The following is an 18,384-nucleotide window of genomic DNA, read 5'->3' on the forward strand; positions in this document are numbered from 1 at the left end:
TCCTACCTATAAAAACTGCTTTACTTTCTCCAGAGCAGCAAACAACCGATCGATATCCTGACGATGGTTATAAATACTGAACGATGCCCGCACAGTTCCGGGAATACCCAGTTGCGCCATAATCGGCTGGGCGCAATGGTGTCCTGTTCTGACCGCAACTCCCTGTTGATCCAGTAACATGCCAACATCCGATGGATGAGCACCCTGGAGATTAAAACTCAGGACTCCAGCACGATGCCGCGCCTGCCCGATCACATTGACTCCCTGGCACTCTTCCGCCTGCTTAAAAGCATAGTTCAGAATATCATTCTCATGATCAATCAGCTGCTGACGCTCAAACTGTTCAAGATAGTCGATGGCCGCCCCTAAACCGATCACATCAGCAATATTGGGGGTACCAGCCTCAAACTTAAAGGGCAATTGATTAAAAGTAGTCCCTGCAAAGCTGACCGTTTCAATCATTTCACCACCCCCTAGAAACGGCGGCATGGCATTTAACAATTCTTCTTTACCGTACAACACACCGATACCCGTCGGTGCAAACATCTTATGACCGGAAAAAGCATAGAAATCGACATCGAGTTCCTGCACATCTACTGGCCAGTGACTGATTCCTTGAGCACCATCCACCAAAACTCTGGCACCATGACGGTGAGCCAAATCAATAACATCACTGATCGGATTAATTGTCCCCAGTGCGTTGGACACATGGGCAATTGATACCATCTTAACAGAATGCTGCTGTAACAGGTTTTCAAGTGCCTCAAGTGCCATGTCTCCTTTATCAGAGACCGGTATGGGCAGCACCTGGGCATTTTTACGGGCAGCAATCAGTTGCCAGGGTACGATATTGGAGTGGTGCTCCATAGCACTGACCAGGACAGTATCGCCTTCTTCCAATACCATCGAACCGTAGCAATAAGCCACCAGATTAATGGACTCAGTTGTGCCCTTGGTCCAGATGATTTCATGGCTGTGAACAGCATGAATAAAGTCCCGGACTTTTTCACGCGCCGCTTCAAATTTATGAGTGGCCCGATCACTCAGAGTGTGTGCACCACGATGAACATTGGCATTATCGCAACGATAGTAATCACTCAGAGCATCAATGACTTGGTTCGGTTTCTGCGTGGTGGCAGCATTATCGAGATACACCAGCGGCTGGCCGTTGATCTGTTGCTCCAGAATCGGGAAGTCGGCGCGAACCTCATCAACATTAAACATGCGCTTCTGGGTCATATGATGTGCCTTTTCAGTTCACTGTCTTTAACAAACACGCCCACCAACAGTGGTTTAAGCAAATTTACCAGAGCTTCTATCTCAATTTGTTCGATGAGCTCATTGATGAAGCCGAAACTCAACATGACTTCGGCTTCTTTACGGGAAATTCCGCGGCTTTGCATATAGTACAGAGCCTTGTCATCGATCTGACTGACTGTGGCACCGTGAGCACAGCGCACGTCATCGGCATAAATTTCCAGTTCCGGCTTGGTATAGATTTCAGCTTTTGGACTCAACAACAGATTTTTGTTGCTAAGCTCCGCCAGAGTCTTTTGTGCGTCAGGGTGAATGTGAATCCGGCCATTGAATACTGCCTTGGACTCATCTGCCATGATACCGCGGAAAACTTCGTCGGTTGTGCAGTTCGGGACAGCGTGCTCAATACAGGTATGATAATCGATATGTTGTTTTTCACGCGGCAAATAAACGCCCTTCAACACACACTGAGCGCCTTCTCCTCGATGGGTCACGTGAATGTCCGTCCGCTTGCATAATCCACCAAGGCCAATATTAAAAGCATCATAAACCGCTGAACGCTGTAGCGAGACGTGAACTCCCGCAATCGCGACCGCCGCATCAGTTTCCAGACTCAACCGGTAATGTTTTAACTGGGCATTATCGGCCAGCGAGATCTCTGCCAGATGATTACCAAATGTAGCTTCTCCCTGACCGAGGGTCACAAACTGTTCAATCAGGCTCGCCTGTGCACCGGAATCCAGCAAACACAATAAACGGTGGGCCGGAAGATCTGCACGACTGCCTTGGGTAGAGACATGGACCACCCGTAAAGGCCGCGGCAAGCGAACATTTTTACCAACCCGCAACAACATGCCATCTTTTATCAGGCTGTTGTTCTGATAAGCAAAGATGTGATCGAAAGGATTCTGCACCTGAGAAAAAACACTGCCCAAATGCTCGGTGATCATGGCCCTGTGGTGATCATCGGCTCCACTGAACGCAGTCAGAGTGATGCCTTCGACTTCTACAGCATCTGATAACTCTGAACGAAATTCACCATCGACAAATACAAGCGTATCAGCATCGAGATCATTAACACGATAACTTGACTGGATATCCTCTGTTTCGGGCTGATCATAAGTACTTTCATCTGCCAGGGTGTTCAACACTCGGGTAACAGGAGTATTCAGCCAATGCTCGGTTTTGCGTGCGGGCATAACCATCGATGCCACAACCGCTCTAGCCTGTTGACGATATTGATCCAACCACGGCAGTCGGCTAATGTCTTCACTTAACTCAATGGTCCTTTCAATAACAGACATCGATCAGGACACCTCTTGTTCTATCCAGCCGTAACCCTTCTGCTCCAATTCAAGGGCCAGCTCTTTTCCACCCGACTTCACAATCCGGCCCTTTGCCAGCACATGCACATAATCCGGCACGATAAAATCCAGCAGGCGTTGATAATGGGTTACCACGATAAAGGCACGATCAGGCGAACGTTGGGAATTAACGCCATCGGCAACCACCTGAAGCGCATCAATATCGAGGCCGGAGTCGGTTTCATCCAGAATGGCCAGTTTGGGTTCCAACAGCATCATTTGCATCAGTTCATTGCGCTTTTTCTCGCCACCCGAAAAACCTTCATTCACACCGCGTTTCAGAAAGTTCTGGTCAAGATCAACCAGTTTGCACTTTTCTCTGGCCAGCTTCATAAAGGAGACAGCATCCAGAGGGTCCTGACCACGGGCTTCGCGATGAGCATCAACCGACGCCTTAAGGAACTCAAGATTACTGACACCGGGAATTTCTACCGGATATTGAAATGCCAGAAACAGACCGGAACGGGCACGCTGTTCAGCCTCCAGGTCCAGGATAGACTGTCCATCCAGTTCAATAGTGCCTTCGGTAACCTCATAACCGTCACGACCAGACAATACATAACCCAATGTGCTCTTACCGGCACCATTAGGACCCATGATTGCGTGAACCTCTCCAGCCTTCACTTCCAGATTCAGTCCGTTAAGGATTTGCTTGTCTTCAACACAAGCAGACAGATTTTTGATGGACAGCATTAAATTTGTTTTCCTCTCTTTTTCTAACCAACAGAGCCTTCGAGACTGACTTCCAGAAGTTTACCGGCCTCTACCGCAAACTCCATGGGCAACTCTTTGAATACTTCTTTGCAAAATCCATTAACAATCATGGATACCGCTTTCTCAACATCAATGCCACGCTGACGACACAGGAACAACTGGTCATCACTGACTTTTGAGGTTGTGGCTTCATGCTCGATCACTGCACTGGGGTTTTTGCTTTCAATATATGGAAAGGTATGGGCACCACAACGATCACCAATCAACAGAGAGTCACACTGAGTGTAATTGCGAGCCCCCTCGGCTCTGGGATTCATACGTACCAGACCGCGATAGGCATTCTGACTTTTACCTGCAGAAATCCCCTTGGAAATAATCGTGGAACGGGTGTTCTTACCAAGATGAATCATCTTGGTACCGGTATCAGCCTGCTGGAAATTATTGGTCAGCGCCACGGAGTAAAACTCACCGACACTGTTATCACCTTTTAATACACAACTGGGATATTTCCAGGTCACCGCAGACCCGGTTTCAACCTGAGTCCAGGATATCTTGGCATTGGTATGCGCCATCCCACGCTTGGTAACAAAGTTATAAATCCCGCCTTTGCCTTCTTCGTTGCCTGGATACCAGTTCTGTACCGTTGAATATTTGATCTCAGCATTATCCAGAGCCACCAGCTCCACAACTGCGGCATGCAGTTGGTTTTCATCACGCATCGGGGCAGTACAACCTTCCAGATAGCTGACATAACTGCCTTCATCAGCAATGATCAGTGTGCGTTCGAACTGACCCGTTTTGGCTTCGTTAATACGAAAATAAGTACTCAGCTCCATTGGGCAACGAACCCCTTTAGGGATGTACACAAAGGAGCCATCGCTGAATACTGCGCAGTTTAGAGCCGCGTAAAAATTATCTTTTTGCGGCACAACCGAGCCCAGATATTGTTTAATCAGTTCAGCGTGTTTATGCACCGCTTCACTGATGGGCATAAAGATCACGCCCGCCTCTTCCAGCTTTTCCCGGAAGGTAGTGGTTACAGATACCGAATCAAATACTGCATCAACCGCCACTCCCGCCAGGGCAGCCTGTTCATGCAGCGGAATACCAAGTTTTTCATAGGTAGCCAATAATTCCGGATCGACTTCATCCAGGCTTTTGGGTTTATCTTTCAGACTTTTGGGCGCTGAATAATAGGAGACACTTTGAAAATCCACATTGGGATAGGAGACGTGTGCCCACTCTGGTAACTCCATTTGCTGCCAGGCGGCAAATGCATTCAGACGCCATTCCAGCAACCACTCCGGCTCGCCTTTTTTGGCTGAAATAAAACGAATAACGTCTTCATTCAACCCAGGTGGCAATGTGTCAGATTCAATACTGGTGACGAATCCGGCTTTATATTCTTTACCCAAATAACGATCAATTTGTTCAGACATTTTTCTTTCCTCGCCGACTAGACAGTCTGGCCAGTCACTGCGCGCATCCGTTCTACGGTTGAACGAATATGTTGAATTGCAAACTCCACCTGGGCACGATCAGTAAAGCGTCCCAGGGAAATTCTGAGAGAAGAGTGAGCCAACTGGGTATCAACACCAATGGCCCGTAAGACATAACTGGGTTCCAGACTTGCACTGGTGCAGGCAGACCCAGTCGATATCGCAAGGTCTTTCAGCGACATCAGCAACATTTCACCGTCCAGGCCGTCAAACGCAACATTCAGGATATTGGCCAATCGCTGCTCAGGATGCCCATTCAGGCTGACCCCGGGCAAATCCCTAATGCCATCCCATAACAAATCCTTTAAAGAAGTAATACGTTGCAGTTCATCCGACTGTTCCTGCCGTGCCAATTGAGCAGCCTTCCCCATTCCGGCAATTTGATGGATTGCCAAAGTTCCGGAACGCATGCCCCGTTCGTGTCCGCCACCATGGATCAACGGCGCCACTCGCACCTGCGGCTGACGGCGAACAAACAGTGCCCCCATGCCTTTAGGACCATAGAATTTGTGGGCGGATAGCGATAACAGATCAATATTCATTGCCTGTACATCGACGGGTAGTTTGCCGGCACTCTGAGCAGCATCAACATGAAACAGGATACCGCGGCTACGACACAACTCACCAACTTCATCCACCGGGTTGATAATCCCGATTTCGTTGTTTACATGCATCAAACTGACCAGCACAGTATCCGGGCGTAACGCCTGCCGAACCTGCTCAACACTGATCAGCCCCTGACTGTTAGGGTTAAGATAAGTTACCTCACACCCCTGGGACTGCAAATAGTTACAAGGGTCCAGAACCGCTTTATGTTCTATTGCGGAAGTGACGATATGACGCCCACGTTCATCACCATACTGTTCCACCACACCTTTAATAGCGAGGTTGTTGGATTCGGTGGCGCCCGATGTCCAGACGATTTCACGTGGTTCAGCACCGATCAGATCCGCTACCTGACGGCGAGCCTCTTCAACAGCTTCTTCTGCCTGCCACCCGTATAGATGAGACCGCGAAGCCGGGTTACCAAAGTTTCCCTCCATCGTCAGACAGTCCGCCATCAGTCTCGCCACTCGCGGGTCAACAGGGGTACTGGCAGCATAATCGAGATAAACCGGTAATTTCATGAAAGACTCAATAACAATATGAATTTATTAATTGGAGGAAACGGCTATTTGCTCATCAGAAGTCTGCTGATGGCCCTGATACTCATCCTGACGCAGGGATATTTCCAGAATATCTCGACGCGCCACCAATTGGGCCAAAGAAATACCAGACAAAAACTCGTGGATCTGAGCACTCAAATCCTGCCATAAATGATGAGTCAAACAACGCTCCCCTTTCTGACAGTTTCCCTGGCCTTCGCAACGTGTGGCATCCATGGACTCATTGACCGCATCAACCACCTCAGCCACATTGATCAGATGACCATCCCGTCCCAAACGATAACCGCCACCTGGGCCACGAACACTGGAAACCAGTTCGGCTCTTCTTAACTTGGCAAATAACTGTTCTAAATAAGATAGAGATATTTCCTGACGGGTGGAGATATCCGCCAAACTGATCGGGCCACTCTTCTCGTGTAACGCCAGATCCAGCATGGCAGTCACCGCATATCTGCCTTTAGTTGTCAGTCGCATAATGGCCTTGCCTCAATTAAAACTGAGCTTTCATTATCGTATTCTTGACTAATTTAGTCAACTTTATAACTCACTGCCCAACTCGGCTATAGGCTGTCAAAGCATTGCGATTATAGAAGCTATAGAGATACATCTCCATAGAAAAGACATGGATAAGATGGTTTTCAATCGTTGCAACCAAGAGCCGATAAATGCGGCACTTCAGGTACAACAGTCACATCAAAGAACAACTGCAGGAAAGGATCGTCGCCGCGCAGATAGTAAAATATTTGCATGTTTTCTGTTAACAATTGTTTAAAAAAACTATGACTTAAGTAGTATTTTTCCTCATCAATTTGCTGGACAATATACTTATCGGCATAACGATTTTTTTCATTGGATGAATTTTGAATGGCAGTATTAAATTCAAAAAAGTTGTATTCAACCACTCTGGATCACCAAAAAGCACACACTGGATTTGATCTCGTCAAAATCTTTTCTATTGCTTTTTTACTCTTTTACCATGCATCTTTGGTTGTCCCTTATGATGCCAACCATATTATTTTTAAACTGATTGCTTACGTCAGCCGATGGGGCTGGCTAGGCACGGATTTTTTCTTTGCATTGGTCGGTTTTCTGCTGTTCACCCGCCTATCATCCTCAGAACACAGCAATCTGCGCTCCAACCTCAAATATACGGTTAACCGGATATTGCGGATCATTGTCCCTTATTATTTATTTCTGCTTATTTACCTGCACACGGGCAATTGGTTTTTTGATTATCTGGGCCTGGGCTGGTCTGTTGGACCGGGAGCAGAGCTACCATTATGGACATTGACCATCAACTGGTTTCTGAACAGTAAGATCACCGGCGTTGGCATGGAGGGTATATTTGCTCTGGCGACCGGTGTACAGATGATTCTGCTGGCGATGATCATCGCTACCTTTGTCAAAAATCAAAAAACGACTTTCTGGATATACGTTTCACTGGAGTTACTAACAGTTGCAGCACGGTTTATATACGGCAATGAAACAGACAGCCGGTGGGAAATTATCCGTATAGATCCATTTTTATTTGGCTTTTTACTGGCTATGGGGAAACAAAAGCTGAAAGCAAATGTAAACATCCGTAACGTTGCCATGATCATGACCTTAACAACATTGTCAGCATTACTGACGTTCGAATTTCTGACCCGGGGAGTCAGTTATTGGTCCCACCTGACGTTGTATATTGGCCATCCGCTGATAGCTTTGCTAGCGGCATCAACCGTGTTATGGGTTTCAGAACTAAACATAAACAACCGATTCCGAAAACCCATATGGCATTTAAGCAAGGCAACTTACTTTGTTTTTTTTGTCAAAATGCCAATGGTATTTTTCATCGTAATTTCGCTGCAGAAGCTTCACATCCTGAACCACAATCTGTTTTTACTGCTAACAATGGTTTCCACCATAACGATCAGCTTCGCACTGGCAATATTGTGGTGGCTTCTAGTTGAACGAAAAATTTTGCATTTGCTTTATGTGAGTCCAGGGCAAGAGGGAGATTCCCGGCAGACCAGCCACCGGGTAAACACATCAGAAAGCGATGCTGACATCTCCGAAAAAACGAATGATAAACTGGGAAATACCGGCAGCCAGAACAATGGCAATGATCGCACGCAGAGCACTAAAACGGGCATGCTCCCCTTCATACGGCTTACTCCCATGAATCATCGATTGAATCAGGGGCTCTCCTTTAAACCGCTGATGCCAGACCACCGCCAGAACATGGATAACCACGACAATCTGCAAAATCGCAAAAATCCAGCCGTGGAGATCCCTGGCAATGTCACTGATATCGGATGACACCAGAGAAACAAACGGCCCGTCAAACATGATGTCATCAGTCGACATCATACCGGTGATCAGCTGAGCCAGTATCAGACCCAGTATCGTCAGCACGGCAATCCCGCCCATAGGGTTATGTGACAAATGGCGGTGGCCGTCATTACGTCTGAACATGGACGGCAAATAGGACAGTATCGTTCCAGGACCTCTAACGAACTCCCTGAAGCGTGCATACCGACTGCCCCAGAACCCCCATATAATCCGGTACAGAACCAGTGCCGCGAGGCTAAAACCCAAGGTCTGATGCAGATAAATCAGATCGCCCCCCTGCTCCCCGGTGTACCAGAGCCCACCAATTATAGCTACTGTAGCCCAGTGAAATATTCGAATACTGGGATCCCAGACTTTGGTCATCTAATTTGTTCCTCATGGTTACGGATCGATATCAAGAAGTAGTAAGCCAGATTAGCGCCGTGAAGCCAAGACACCTGCTTTGCTCCTTACAATTTGTTAGCACTTATACGGTTCTGGGAACTATCGCAATCTCTTTGCGTCTAAGCAATGAAACGGACTGCACTGGAGTACCGATAATGAAAGTGGTTTTAACAATTCTGACACTGCTCTGCGCTATCTCTTCGGCCATGGCACAACAATGGCAATCGCCCCAACAGCAGACGGAGTTGATTGAACTGTTCACCTCCGAGGGTTGCAGCAGCTGCCCAAAAGCGGATCAATGGCTTTCAACCCTGAAAGATGACCCGGGCCTGTTCAAGTCGTTTGTTCCTATCGCTTTCCATGTTGACTATTGGGATTACATCGGTTGGAAAGATCGTTTTGCCAAGCCCGAGTTCAGCCAACGTCAGCGCCGCTATGCCCGGGAAAAACTCATCAGTCAGGTCTATACGCCTGGCATTATTATCAACAGCCAGGAGTGGAAGGCCTGGTTCAGAGGGGCAACACAATGGCCGGATTCGGGGTCATCAACCGGACGATTGACGGCAGACCTGAATGGTAATCACCTGCATGTCACGTTTGAACAGAACCAAACCTACAATCTCTATGTCGCCTACCTGGGGATGGGGCTTGAGACGACGCATGTTAAAGCTGGAGAAAACCGGGGCCGAACTCTTCGTCACGATTTTGTTGTTATGAGCATGCAGTCCGTTGAGGGCAATCGGGACTGGCAGCTCACATTGTTACCACCCCCGGATATCGGACAACAGCAGACCGCCCTGGCTTTGTGGGTCTCACCACCAAACTCACAACAGGTTATTCAAGCCATAGGAGGCTACCTGCGTGCATCAGAATAGCCGCTGACAACTACCGATTACGAACGTCTGGTTGATCAGAAAAATACTGCACAAACTCAATCTCCGTACCATCCGGATCGAGAAAATATGCATTTTGGCGCTCATCACTTTTGCCCTGCAGGTGCGGGGCAAAACCTGCTTTCTCCATCCGTTCAATCAACGGATCAAGGGAGCTGGTCTCAATACCAAAGTGAGCCACACCAACCTGATGCATTAGCTGTGAACGATCCTGCCCATCCCCCTGATCATTAAGAGTCAGGTAATGATAGTCATCACCGAAATGCACCCAGCTCCGATGCCGGCCATACCACTCCATTTCCCCTGAAGCCCTGACCGACCAGTGCGGCATGGCAACCTGATAAAAGCGAATACTGGCTTCAATGTCTGTTACAACTAAATTCACGTGTTCTATGCGCATCATGATCATTCTCCTATTGTTTTATTCGACCGATTCCCACGACCATCTAATTATGTAAATAAAAATATTTACTTAATAAAAATAGCCTCGACTCATTCATAAGTAAACAAAAAATTTTACTTAAATGTTTTTTTCGCCATAATGCCATCATGAAAAGCCTGCAACAGATACTTAACATCCTGAAAACAGAAGGACCGCAGTCAGCAAAACAGCTGGCTGATGCCCTTGATCTCACCACAATGGGAGTCAGACAACATCTCCTCAGCCTCGAAGGTCAGGGTAAAGTCTCCTATGAAGATCGCCCGGCCGTTCGTGGTCGCCCTGTGCGTTACTGGTCTCTGACCGAACATGCCAATGAAGAATTTGAAAACCGCCATGAAGAGCTGACACTGCAACTGATCGAATCGGTACAGGAAATATTTGGAAGTGCCGGATTGGAGCAACTGATCGATAACCGTGAACAGAAAATGCGTCAGCTCTACACCGAGGCTCTGGAAAATCAAAAAACCCTTTCGCAAAAGCTGCACTCTCTGGCGGAGATCAGGAGCAAGGAAGGTTATATGGCCACAATTCAGGAAATGGATGATGGCTGGCTGCTATTGGAGAATCATTGTCCGATCTGTGCAGCTGCCCGGCAATGTCAGAATTTCTGTCGTTCAGAGTTATCCATATTTCAGAACTTACTGGCCGGACAAGCGAATATAACAAGGGAGGAACACATCATCGCCGGGGCCCGGCGCTGTGTGTATCGGATCACTCCTATTTGACCGGACAAAATAGAATGTTTCATCCGCTATAAACGCTGGATGAAACAATCATGACCGGTCAGATGACAATCAATTCAGCATGTAATGCACCTGCCTCTTTGATCGCCTCCAGAATGGCCACCAGATCACCCGGTGCGGCACCGACCTGATTCACCGCATCGACAATGTCCTGCAATGTTGCGGTACCACCAAACAAAAACATACGTCCGTCTCCCTGCTGAACGTTAATCTGGGAATCCGGCACAACAACGGTATCACCTTCAGTCAGAGGATTTGGTTGGCTGACCATGGGATTTTCTTTAATGGTGACGGTCAAACTGCCGTGAGTCACGGCGACCGGGTCAATCGTCACCTTGTTACCGACCACAATTGTGCCAGTACGGCTATTAATAATCACCTTGGCACGATCTACTGCCGGCTGTACTTCAATATTTTCGAGCACGGACAAAAAAGAAACTCTCTGATTGGCATCACGAGGTGCATTCACTCTGACAGACCCGGCATCCATCGCGTAGGCACTACCATCTCCTAACAGGTCGTTGATGGCCTTCGCCACCCGTGTTGCCGTGGTAAAATCGGCGTTGTGCAAATTAAAGGTCAGAAAATCTCCCTGATTAAAACCACTCTTGACTGCACGTTCGACCGTCGCACCGTTAGGAATTCTGCCAACGACCGGAACATTGACGGTAATACTGGAACCGTCCTGGCCATCAACACCAAATCCGCCAACAATCAAATTACCTTGAGCCACTGCATAGACATTGCCGTCAGCACCAGTCAGAGGGGTCAATAACAGGCTACCACCACGCAGGCTGGTCGCATTACCAATGGACGATACGGTAATGTCGATTTCCTGGCCAGGTTTGGAAAAAGCCGGCAAACTAGCGTGAATTGAAACAGCCGCCACGTTTTTCAGTTTTGGATCAGTACCGGGAGGAATGGTAATACCAAACTGTTTCATCATATTGGTGAACGTCTGGTTGGTAAACGGCGCTTTATCACCGGTACCATCCAGACCAACGACCAAACCATATCCGACCAGTTGGTTACTCCTGACACCGTCGACCTGGGCGATATCTTTCAACCGGTCCAGTCCCCAGGAAAATTGAGCACAGGTAACCAGCCCCAACGTAATCATTAAAGTACGAAATTTCATAGGTCACCCCTTAAAATGGAAACCATGGGCTGTTAAAGAAGCGACTCAACCAGCCACTGGAGTTGGAATCCGCCAGTGTTCCGGTCCCCGCATAACTGATACGGGCATCCGCCAATTTCTGTGACGACACCATGTTGTCCAGAGAGATATCCTCTGGTCGAACCAGACCGGATATACGAATATATTCATCACCTTGATTTAAGGTCATCCATTTTTCCCCACGGACACGCAATACACCATTAGGCAGAATTTCGGAAATGGTCACCGTGATATACCCTTGTAGACTGTTACTCTGGTTTGCCTGACCTGAGCCGGAGAAATCCCGCTCACCGGACAACTGTGCATCCATGCTAAGACCACTGATATTGACGGCACCTCCACTGATTACAGGATTGTCGATTGAAGTCGATGAGTTCTTTTTAGTCGTTGTCGCTGAAGATTTTTTCGATACGGTTTTTTCATCCAGTTCAATGGTAATAATATCCCCCACCCTGCGGGCCTTTTTATCTCCATACAATTGCAACCCCGAGGCGGCATTGTAAATCGAACCGCTGGGAGTCGGTGGTGGAATCAACGACTCCGAGGGGACAGGTGCAAAATCCGGGTCATTCGGCATAGCACGATACTTGGGGTAAGTGGAGCAACCAACCATGGAGATCGTCAGCAGAAAAAAAGCCAGACTCACCAAAATGATTTTGATAAAACCGTCCATCACACAATTCTTTTTCCGTTTCATCTCATGCCCTCCTATAGATTTGAGGTAATGAATCCCAACATCTGATCAGCCGTACTGACCACTTTTGAATTCATCTCATAAGCTCTTTGAGTGGCAATCATATCCACCATCTCTTCAACGATTTTAACGTTTGAACTTTCCAGCGCTCCCTGCACCATCTTGCCAAAACCTTCTTCACTGGGAACGCCAATCTGCGGTTCACCACTCGATCCAGTTTCCAGGAACAGGTTATTGCCGATTGCCTGTAATCCCGTCGGGTTAATAAAATCGACTATTTCAATAGTACCGATTTCCTGCGGCAGATTGTCACCAGCGGACACAACCGAAACCGTACCATCAGAACCAATGGTGACAGTAGAGGTCTGTTCCGGTAACTGTATGGCCGGCTCCAGAAGATAACCGCTGTTATTAACGATTTCGCCATCAGCATTCTGAGTGAATGTACCGTCACGGGTATAGGCGATCGTGCCATCTGGCAGTACTATCTGGAAAAAACCCCGACCATTGATAGCCAGATCAAGGGGATTATCGGTAATCTGCAAATCACCTTGGGAAAATATTTTTTGGGTACCAACGGTCCTGACCCCAGTACCCAGCTGCAAACCAGAGGGCAATTGTGAGTCCTGATTTTCCTGCGCTCCAGGCTGACGCTGAATCTGATAAATAAGATCCTGAAATACGGCGCGGTCTTTTTTGAATCCGGTGGTACTGACGTTGGCCAGATTATTGGAAATAGTCGACAGACTTATATCCTGCGCTTCCAATCCGGTTTTACCTACCCATAATGCTCTGTGCATGTGCCTGCTCCTGTTACCCGCTTAACGACTCTGGGGAACTAAATAAAACTGTTTTGCTTAGCTCATTTGTAAAATACTTTCCGATGCCCTGGAAACTTCGTCGGCAGTTTTCATCATTTTGACCTGCATTTCATACTGACGATTCAGGGAAATAATGTTGGTCAACTCTGCCACACTGTTAACGTTAGAACTTTCGACAAACCCCTGAACCACTCGTAACGCCGGATCTGCCGGTAACACCTGACCAGCCGCCTGACCGGTTGGACGAAACAAACCGTCAGTACCCTTCTCAAAATTCTGCAGATCAGGATTCACCAGTTTAATTTGGTCCACCACAACCAAGGCATTAACGGCGGCGCCAGCGGGCCGAATGGTAATGGTACCGTCATCACCAATATCCAGATGTTCGTAGTCCGGAATGGCAACCGGCGCACCACCGACTCCCATGACAGGTTCACCATTACCATTGATCAACTCTCCCAATGCCGTAACAGTAAAGTCACCGCGGCGAGTATAGGCTTCCTGACCATTGGCATCCTGAACCGCAAAAAAACCATCTCCCTGAATTGCGGTATCCAGCGGGTTGCTGGTTTCAATCAACGGGCCATCGTTGAAGTCAGATGCTGGCCGTTCAGTCAATGCATAGGCACGAGTCGGAAAATGTTCCCCCCATACCGGCATTGAACGGGCCTGTTCCCAATCGGCTTTAAAACCGGTAGTCCGGGCATTAGCCAAATTATTGGCGTGTGCCTGCTGCGACAGCATGTTCTGGCTGGCTCCGGTCATAGCTACATATAGAGCACGATCCATTGATTTCCCCTGACTGCAAAACTGCAGAACTAATCGGTTATGACATTCGTATAATCAGGATATAGCGAAGGTTGTGCCAAGTATTGGCAACCCTTAAACGACGGGGGTTACAGCCATTACCAGTAATAGTGTGAGAAAAAAACGGCAACAATTTTCCGTTTTCCATTGCCTGTTGCGACGGGGTTATCCGCCTGCCGGATGGTGATGGCGATTTGGGATGGGTTACACGGAACATTGCTGGTAAAAGGCGAAATGAATATTTCTTTACCAGCTCTCCTTCTGGCACTCAATCCTCTGACGGGAGTCAGAGCGACAGAGCAGGTCTTATGACCTGCTCAATCTCCAGAAACACGATTACCTGAGGTTAATAATGGTCTGCGTAACGGCATTGGCCGTTTCAATAGTTTTGGCACTAGCCTGGTAATTACGCTGGGCGATAATCAAATGCACCAGCTCTTCTGACAACTCCACTGTAGAATCCTCGAGTGCGGATGAGTCAATGGACCCCAGAGTTCCGGTACCGGCAACACCGACAATCGCATTTCCGGATTCGTAGCTTTCTATCCACTCACTTGAGCCAACAGGTATCAATCCTTCGATATTGTTAAATGTTGACAGCACCACCTGACCCAGTGCTCTGGACTCACCATTGGTATAGTGGGCATAGATGGTTCCATCATCGGCGATATCCAGATCAGTCAAACTACCGCTGGCATAGCCGTTCTGTTGAAAGTCATCATTAGTGAACTTAGCGCCCCACTGAGTGGTTTCATCAAATGAAATAGCAAAATTGGAACTGGTGGACGGTTCAGAAATCGGTAACGAACCACCCTCTGACACATTCACCGAAGAATACGCGCCGGTCGGATTGCCTTCTTCATCCACCGGATCCCAGTTGGATATCAACCAATCACCCGTAGCATCGACATTCAATGTTCCATCCGCATTAAAGTACAGTATGTGTGAGGCCATCGTTGGCTGGGTATTTTCCGGAAAGTCGAGACTGGTATCCGGGTCACCAATATCGGCGCCATCGATTTGCGCGTACACAGTCCAGGAGTTAAGACTCAGCGGAGTATTTTCATCGGATGGATTTTTAACATAATACAATTGCAGATCATGCTGATTACCCAAAGAATCATACATCGCTATCGTCGCGGTTTCGTTGTAAGTATCGGGATCATCGGGATCAAATGCATTGATGGTGTAGTCTTCAAAGCTGGAGTCAGACAAACCATTAAACAAACCGGTCACCCGTGGCTCCGGGTCGGTCATGCTATAGCCTTCGTTTAGAATGACTTCAACCGACCCACCAATCACAGCATTGGTTTCTGCACCATCTGCCCCGCCCAAGGTCTGAGAAGCGGTACTCTCAAGCCCGCGCACAACGAGTTGATCACTGCTATCAGAAGATTCAATCCGCACACTGATGTCAATACCAGTGCTCGATGTTAAGGTGATGTTGCCGGTGTCTGCATCATATTCGGCCGTAATACTGTTCAGGCTGGTTTGTTGATACTGGTTAATTTCATCGGCCATGTCCTGAAAATCATCCGCGGTAATAACCTGACCGTTAATGTAAATGTCCATATTGCCGGAATTCACGTAATCACCTGCCAGCAGTTGTACTGAGGTTTCAGCCGATGCAGTAATACCGGAATAGTTCGTCAACTGAGCTGCGATAACAGATGCCTGGGCACCTTCATCAACGGTAACACGTGTGGAATCACCATCAGGATCCACCAGATAAAATGACTGCTCGGGGTAGCCATTATCCACTGCGGCCTCTCCAGCCTCCAGCAGACTTGAGTCATAGGGATCCACCTGCAGCAATGCATACAGCTCAGAAATATCAATATCACTACCAATGGCCTGAACATTGGAAATAGTGATCTGTGACGCCTCACCTTCCTGTGTAGCTACAAACTGCAGCACATCGTTGCCGTCTGTATCTTTGCTCACCACGGCCTGTACACCGATATAATCATCGGCATCCACGGAAGCCAATTCACGATTAATGGCTGCCGCAAGTTGATCCATAGAAGTGATTTCCTCATTCAGGGAAATCTCCACGGAACCAGAACGTTCTTCCGGGTCCGGATCCGGTACAATCAGGTTAATACGAAAACTATTGGTCCGATCAATAGGATCCTCACCGGCCACGTCATACACACTGTTCAATCCCAGAGATTCGAGCGCCTCATTAGTACCGGTAATATTAACATCCAGAGGAAATGCACCCACTTGAGTCCGGGAAATCATGAGTCGGCCATTGGTGTGAGAAACCTCAACCTCTCCGGATAATGCCGGTGTGATCAGAATCTGGGTATTGATTGCAGCGACCAGTGCATCGTAATTGTTATACACGTCTTCCGGAATCGTAATGGTGGAATAAGCACCACCATCTACAGATATCTGCAATTGATTATTTGCCAGTACCGCAGGATCACCAAGCGTAGTGGTCGGTCCGGGTGAGGACACAGTTGCCATACCCAGAGTACTCATATTCACGCCGGCAGAGGTATTGTTGGTGCCGTCGTGAATAAATGAAATACCGATAGGACCGGTACCAGCGGCAGTATCTGCAGCCACTTCCAATTGATTGGTGGATGCATTCACACTGACACTGACATAAGTGCCACCTAACTGAGTGTTAATGGCCGTCTCAAGATCATTCGCAAAAGCCGCCTGTGAAGCCCAACCACCTGCTGGTACCGTCAGCGACACGGATGAAGACGCACTACCCACCACAGCGGTAAACACAATGTCATTGCCGGCATCAGCATCGGCGAAATTACCGACACTGTCCAAAGCATTCATGGTAGTACCGGATGAGACCACGGTAGCAGTACCCGGATCAGCACCGTGGAAATTCAATTCACTGACAATATTGCCCTGCACACTCGCAGCCGTACCTGGGTCACTGCTCAAATCGATAGAGCCACCACTGGCAAACAAATCGGTGCCGGTTACCGGAGCGATAACCGTATAGGCATCAAACCCCAGATAAGGATCCGTCAATAGATTACCGGTCGCATCTGCCAATGAGACAATCGCGCTGCCATCCGTCGCGTAAGTGCCAGCCATTACAAAGTCGATGCCGGTTCCGGCAGCATTCACTTCAGCAGAGACTTTACCGGCCAGATCTGATCCACGCAGGGCACTGTTGATGGCACCAACGAGGTCAGAGACCGTTGAATAGGTTGTGGTATCGGAAAATGGCTGAATAGTATCGGTCAATGTTGCTGTACCACCAGCGATACTGGGTCCCTGAACGGTAATCCCAAACGACCAGTTTGCCTCTGCTGCCGAAGGCGTCCAGGGCCCACCACTCAGAACACCAACAGTTGAAATATCGCCAGCTCCCTGAAACTCAGAGCGGGTACCGGCGGTCGTTGGATAACCCACAGTGGACAGAGTCGTAGCACTGTCTTCTGCTGGACCTACCTGTGCAGCACCAACGGCCAGACCATCTGTTGTCGTAATTTTACCGTCAGACTGCAATACCTTCGCTCCGGCCGGAACATTCACTTCTGATAATACAGATGTTGTCCCTCGCGGAGCCTGGTTACTGGTATCCACTTGTAGATCTTCCAGTACACCACTGATAACTTTTCCGCGACTGTCGGTCGCGTAACCCTGTAACTTGGCTCCACTCGTGGTGACGATATAACCCTCATCGTCGGTACCAAAAATACCAGATCGGGTATAAGTCACATCACCGTTGTTATACTTGGTAATGAAAAAGCCCGTACCATCAATCGCCAGATCGAGCACAGAATCAGTATCATTTATGTCCCCCTGCTCGAATTTCTGACCAACATTCTCCAGCGTTACACCACTGCCAGAAGTATCCTGACCGGTACCAAGGATGCTGTTGGTATAAGCATCGCCAAACTCTGCTCGGCTGGCTTTGAAACCCGTGGTGCTGGCATTGGCAATGTTATTTCCGGTAATACTCAAATCTTTACTGGCCGCAGCAACACCACTCAAACCTGTACTAAAGCTCATACTTTCTCTCCTGCTTTATCCTCTAACCCAGATGCAATCAGTGTCACCTACCAGGCCACCAGCATGTAGCCACACCCAGGCATACCAATCTACCGT

General features: G+C 48.2%; 16 protein-coding genes and 1 pseudogene. 3 read left to right on the forward strand and 14 right to left on the reverse strand.

Annotated features, from left to right (window positions below; genetic code table 11):
• Positions 1 to 6: 6 nt before the first annotated feature.
• The 7 genes from ACQY6I_RS14370 to ACQY6I_RS14400 all read right to left on the reverse strand — a co-directional run bounded on the left by ACQY6I_RS14370 (position 7) and on the right by ACQY6I_RS14400 (position 6,902).
• Entirely contained in the window at positions 7 to 1,239 is a 1,233-nt protein-coding gene (locus tag ACQY6I_RS14370) for an aminotransferase class V-fold PLP-dependent enzyme (protein WP_428242184.1), read from the reverse strand.
• Positions 1,236 to 2,561: a Fe-S cluster assembly protein SufD gene (gene sufD, locus ACQY6I_RS14375; protein WP_428242185.1), complete on the reverse strand. Its 1,326-nt coding sequence runs from the start codon at positions 2,559 to 2,561 to the stop codon at positions 1,236 to 1,238. The genes ACQY6I_RS14370 and sufD overlap by 4 nt, the downstream gene beginning before the upstream one ends.
• 3 nt (positions 2,562 to 2,564) lie before the next feature.
• Positions 2,565 to 3,314: a Fe-S cluster assembly ATPase SufC gene (gene sufC, locus ACQY6I_RS14380; protein WP_428242186.1), complete on the reverse strand. Its 750-nt coding sequence runs from the start codon at positions 3,312 to 3,314 to the stop codon at positions 2,565 to 2,567.
• 23 nt (positions 3,315 to 3,337) lie between these two features.
• On the reverse strand, positions 3,338 to 4,774 hold the full coding sequence (gene sufB / locus ACQY6I_RS14385; protein ID WP_428242187.1) for a Fe-S cluster assembly protein SufB: 1,437 nt from the start codon (positions 4,772 to 4,774) through the stop codon (positions 3,338 to 3,340).
• A 17-nt stretch (positions 4,775 to 4,791) separates the two neighbouring features.
• Positions 4,792 to 5,961, reverse strand: a complete 1,170-nt coding sequence (locus ACQY6I_RS14390) for an IscS subfamily cysteine desulfurase (RefSeq protein ID WP_428242188.1) — start codon at positions 5,959 to 5,961, stop codon at positions 4,792 to 4,794.
• 27 nt (positions 5,962 to 5,988) lie between these two features.
• Positions 5,989 to 6,474: a Fe-S cluster assembly transcriptional regulator IscR gene (gene iscR, locus ACQY6I_RS14395; RefSeq protein ID WP_428242189.1), complete on the reverse strand. Its 486-nt coding sequence runs from the start codon at positions 6,472 to 6,474 to the stop codon at positions 5,989 to 5,991.
• 164 nt (positions 6,475 to 6,638) lie between these two features.
• Positions 6,639 to 6,902, reverse strand: a complete 264-nt coding sequence (locus ACQY6I_RS14400; protein ID WP_428242190.1) for a hypothetical protein — start codon at positions 6,900 to 6,902, stop codon at positions 6,639 to 6,641.
• On the opposite strand from ACQY6I_RS14400, the pseudogene ACQY6I_RS14405 reads away from it, so the two are divergent.
• Positions 6,865 to 7,869, forward strand: a pseudogene (locus ACQY6I_RS14405) (acyltransferase family protein); the annotation flags it as partial. The gene ACQY6I_RS14400 and the pseudogene ACQY6I_RS14405 sit on opposite strands and share 38 nt — an antisense overlap.
• A gap of 162 nt (positions 7,870 to 8,031) precedes the next feature.
• On the opposite strand, the gene ACQY6I_RS14410 reads toward ACQY6I_RS14405, so the two are convergent.
• Positions 8,032 to 8,697 (reverse strand): cytochrome b/b6 domain-containing protein, encoded by a 666-nt coding sequence (locus ACQY6I_RS14410; protein ID WP_428242191.1) that lies wholly within the window; start codon positions 8,695 to 8,697, stop codon positions 8,032 to 8,034.
• Between the two features lie 176 nt (positions 8,698 to 8,873).
• On the opposite strand from ACQY6I_RS14410, the gene ACQY6I_RS14415 reads away from it, so the two are divergent.
• The gene (locus tag ACQY6I_RS14415) at positions 8,874 to 9,593 is read left to right on the forward strand and encodes a DUF1223 domain-containing protein (RefSeq protein WP_428242192.1); all 720 of its coding nucleotides are present in this window, start codon (positions 8,874 to 8,876) and stop codon (positions 9,591 to 9,593) included.
• Between the two features lie 10 nt (positions 9,594 to 9,603).
• On the opposite strand, the gene ACQY6I_RS14420 is transcribed toward ACQY6I_RS14415, so the two are convergent.
• Positions 9,604 to 10,014 carry a VOC family protein gene (locus ACQY6I_RS14420; RefSeq protein WP_428242193.1) on the reverse strand — a complete coding sequence of 137 codons (411 nt, stop codon included), beginning with the start codon at positions 10,012 to 10,014 and terminating at the stop codon, positions 9,604 to 9,606.
• Between the two features lie 146 nt (positions 10,015 to 10,160).
• Between ACQY6I_RS14420 and ACQY6I_RS14425 the strand changes: the two genes are divergently transcribed.
• Complete coding sequence (locus tag ACQY6I_RS14425; protein ID WP_428242194.1) at positions 10,161 to 10,778, forward strand: helix-turn-helix transcriptional regulator; 618 nt, start codon at positions 10,161 to 10,163, stop codon at positions 10,776 to 10,778.
• Between the two features lie 58 nt (positions 10,779 to 10,836).
• On the opposite strand, the gene ACQY6I_RS14430 is transcribed toward ACQY6I_RS14425, so the two are convergent.
• The 5 genes from ACQY6I_RS14430 to ACQY6I_RS14450 all read right to left on the reverse strand — a co-directional run bounded on the left by ACQY6I_RS14430 (position 10,837) and on the right by ACQY6I_RS14450 (position 18,288).
• Positions 10,837 to 11,934 (reverse strand): flagellar basal body P-ring protein FlgI, encoded by a 1,098-nt coding sequence (locus ACQY6I_RS14430; protein ID WP_428242195.1) that lies wholly within the window; start codon positions 11,932 to 11,934, stop codon positions 10,837 to 10,839.
• A gap of 10 nt (positions 11,935 to 11,944) precedes the next feature.
• A complete protein-coding gene (gene flgH, locus ACQY6I_RS14435) occupies positions 11,945 to 12,670 on the reverse strand; it encodes a flagellar basal body L-ring protein FlgH (protein WP_428242196.1) in 726 nt (241 codons plus the stop codon).
• Positions 12,671 to 12,681: 11 nt separating this feature from the next.
• On the reverse strand, positions 12,682 to 13,467 hold the full coding sequence (gene flgG, locus ACQY6I_RS14440; protein WP_428242197.1) for a flagellar basal-body rod protein FlgG: 786 nt from the start codon (positions 13,465 to 13,467) through the stop codon (positions 12,682 to 12,684).
• A 57-nt stretch (positions 13,468 to 13,524) separates the two neighbouring features.
• The gene (flgF, locus tag ACQY6I_RS14445) at positions 13,525 to 14,277 is read right to left on the reverse strand and encodes a flagellar basal-body rod protein FlgF (protein ID WP_428242198.1); all 753 of its coding nucleotides are present in this window, start codon (positions 14,275 to 14,277) and stop codon (positions 13,525 to 13,527) included.
• Positions 14,278 to 14,631: 354 nt separating this feature from the next.
• The gene (locus ACQY6I_RS14450) at positions 14,632 to 18,288 is read right to left on the reverse strand and encodes a flagellar hook-basal body complex protein (protein ID WP_428242199.1); all 3,657 of its coding nucleotides are present in this window, start codon (positions 18,286 to 18,288) and stop codon (positions 14,632 to 14,634) included.
• Between the last annotated feature and the right edge of the window lie 96 nt (positions 18,289 to 18,384).

Source organism: Gynuella sp. (assembly GCF_050297175.1).
Lineage (GTDB): Bacteria > Pseudomonadota > Gammaproteobacteria > Pseudomonadales > Natronospirillaceae > Gynuella.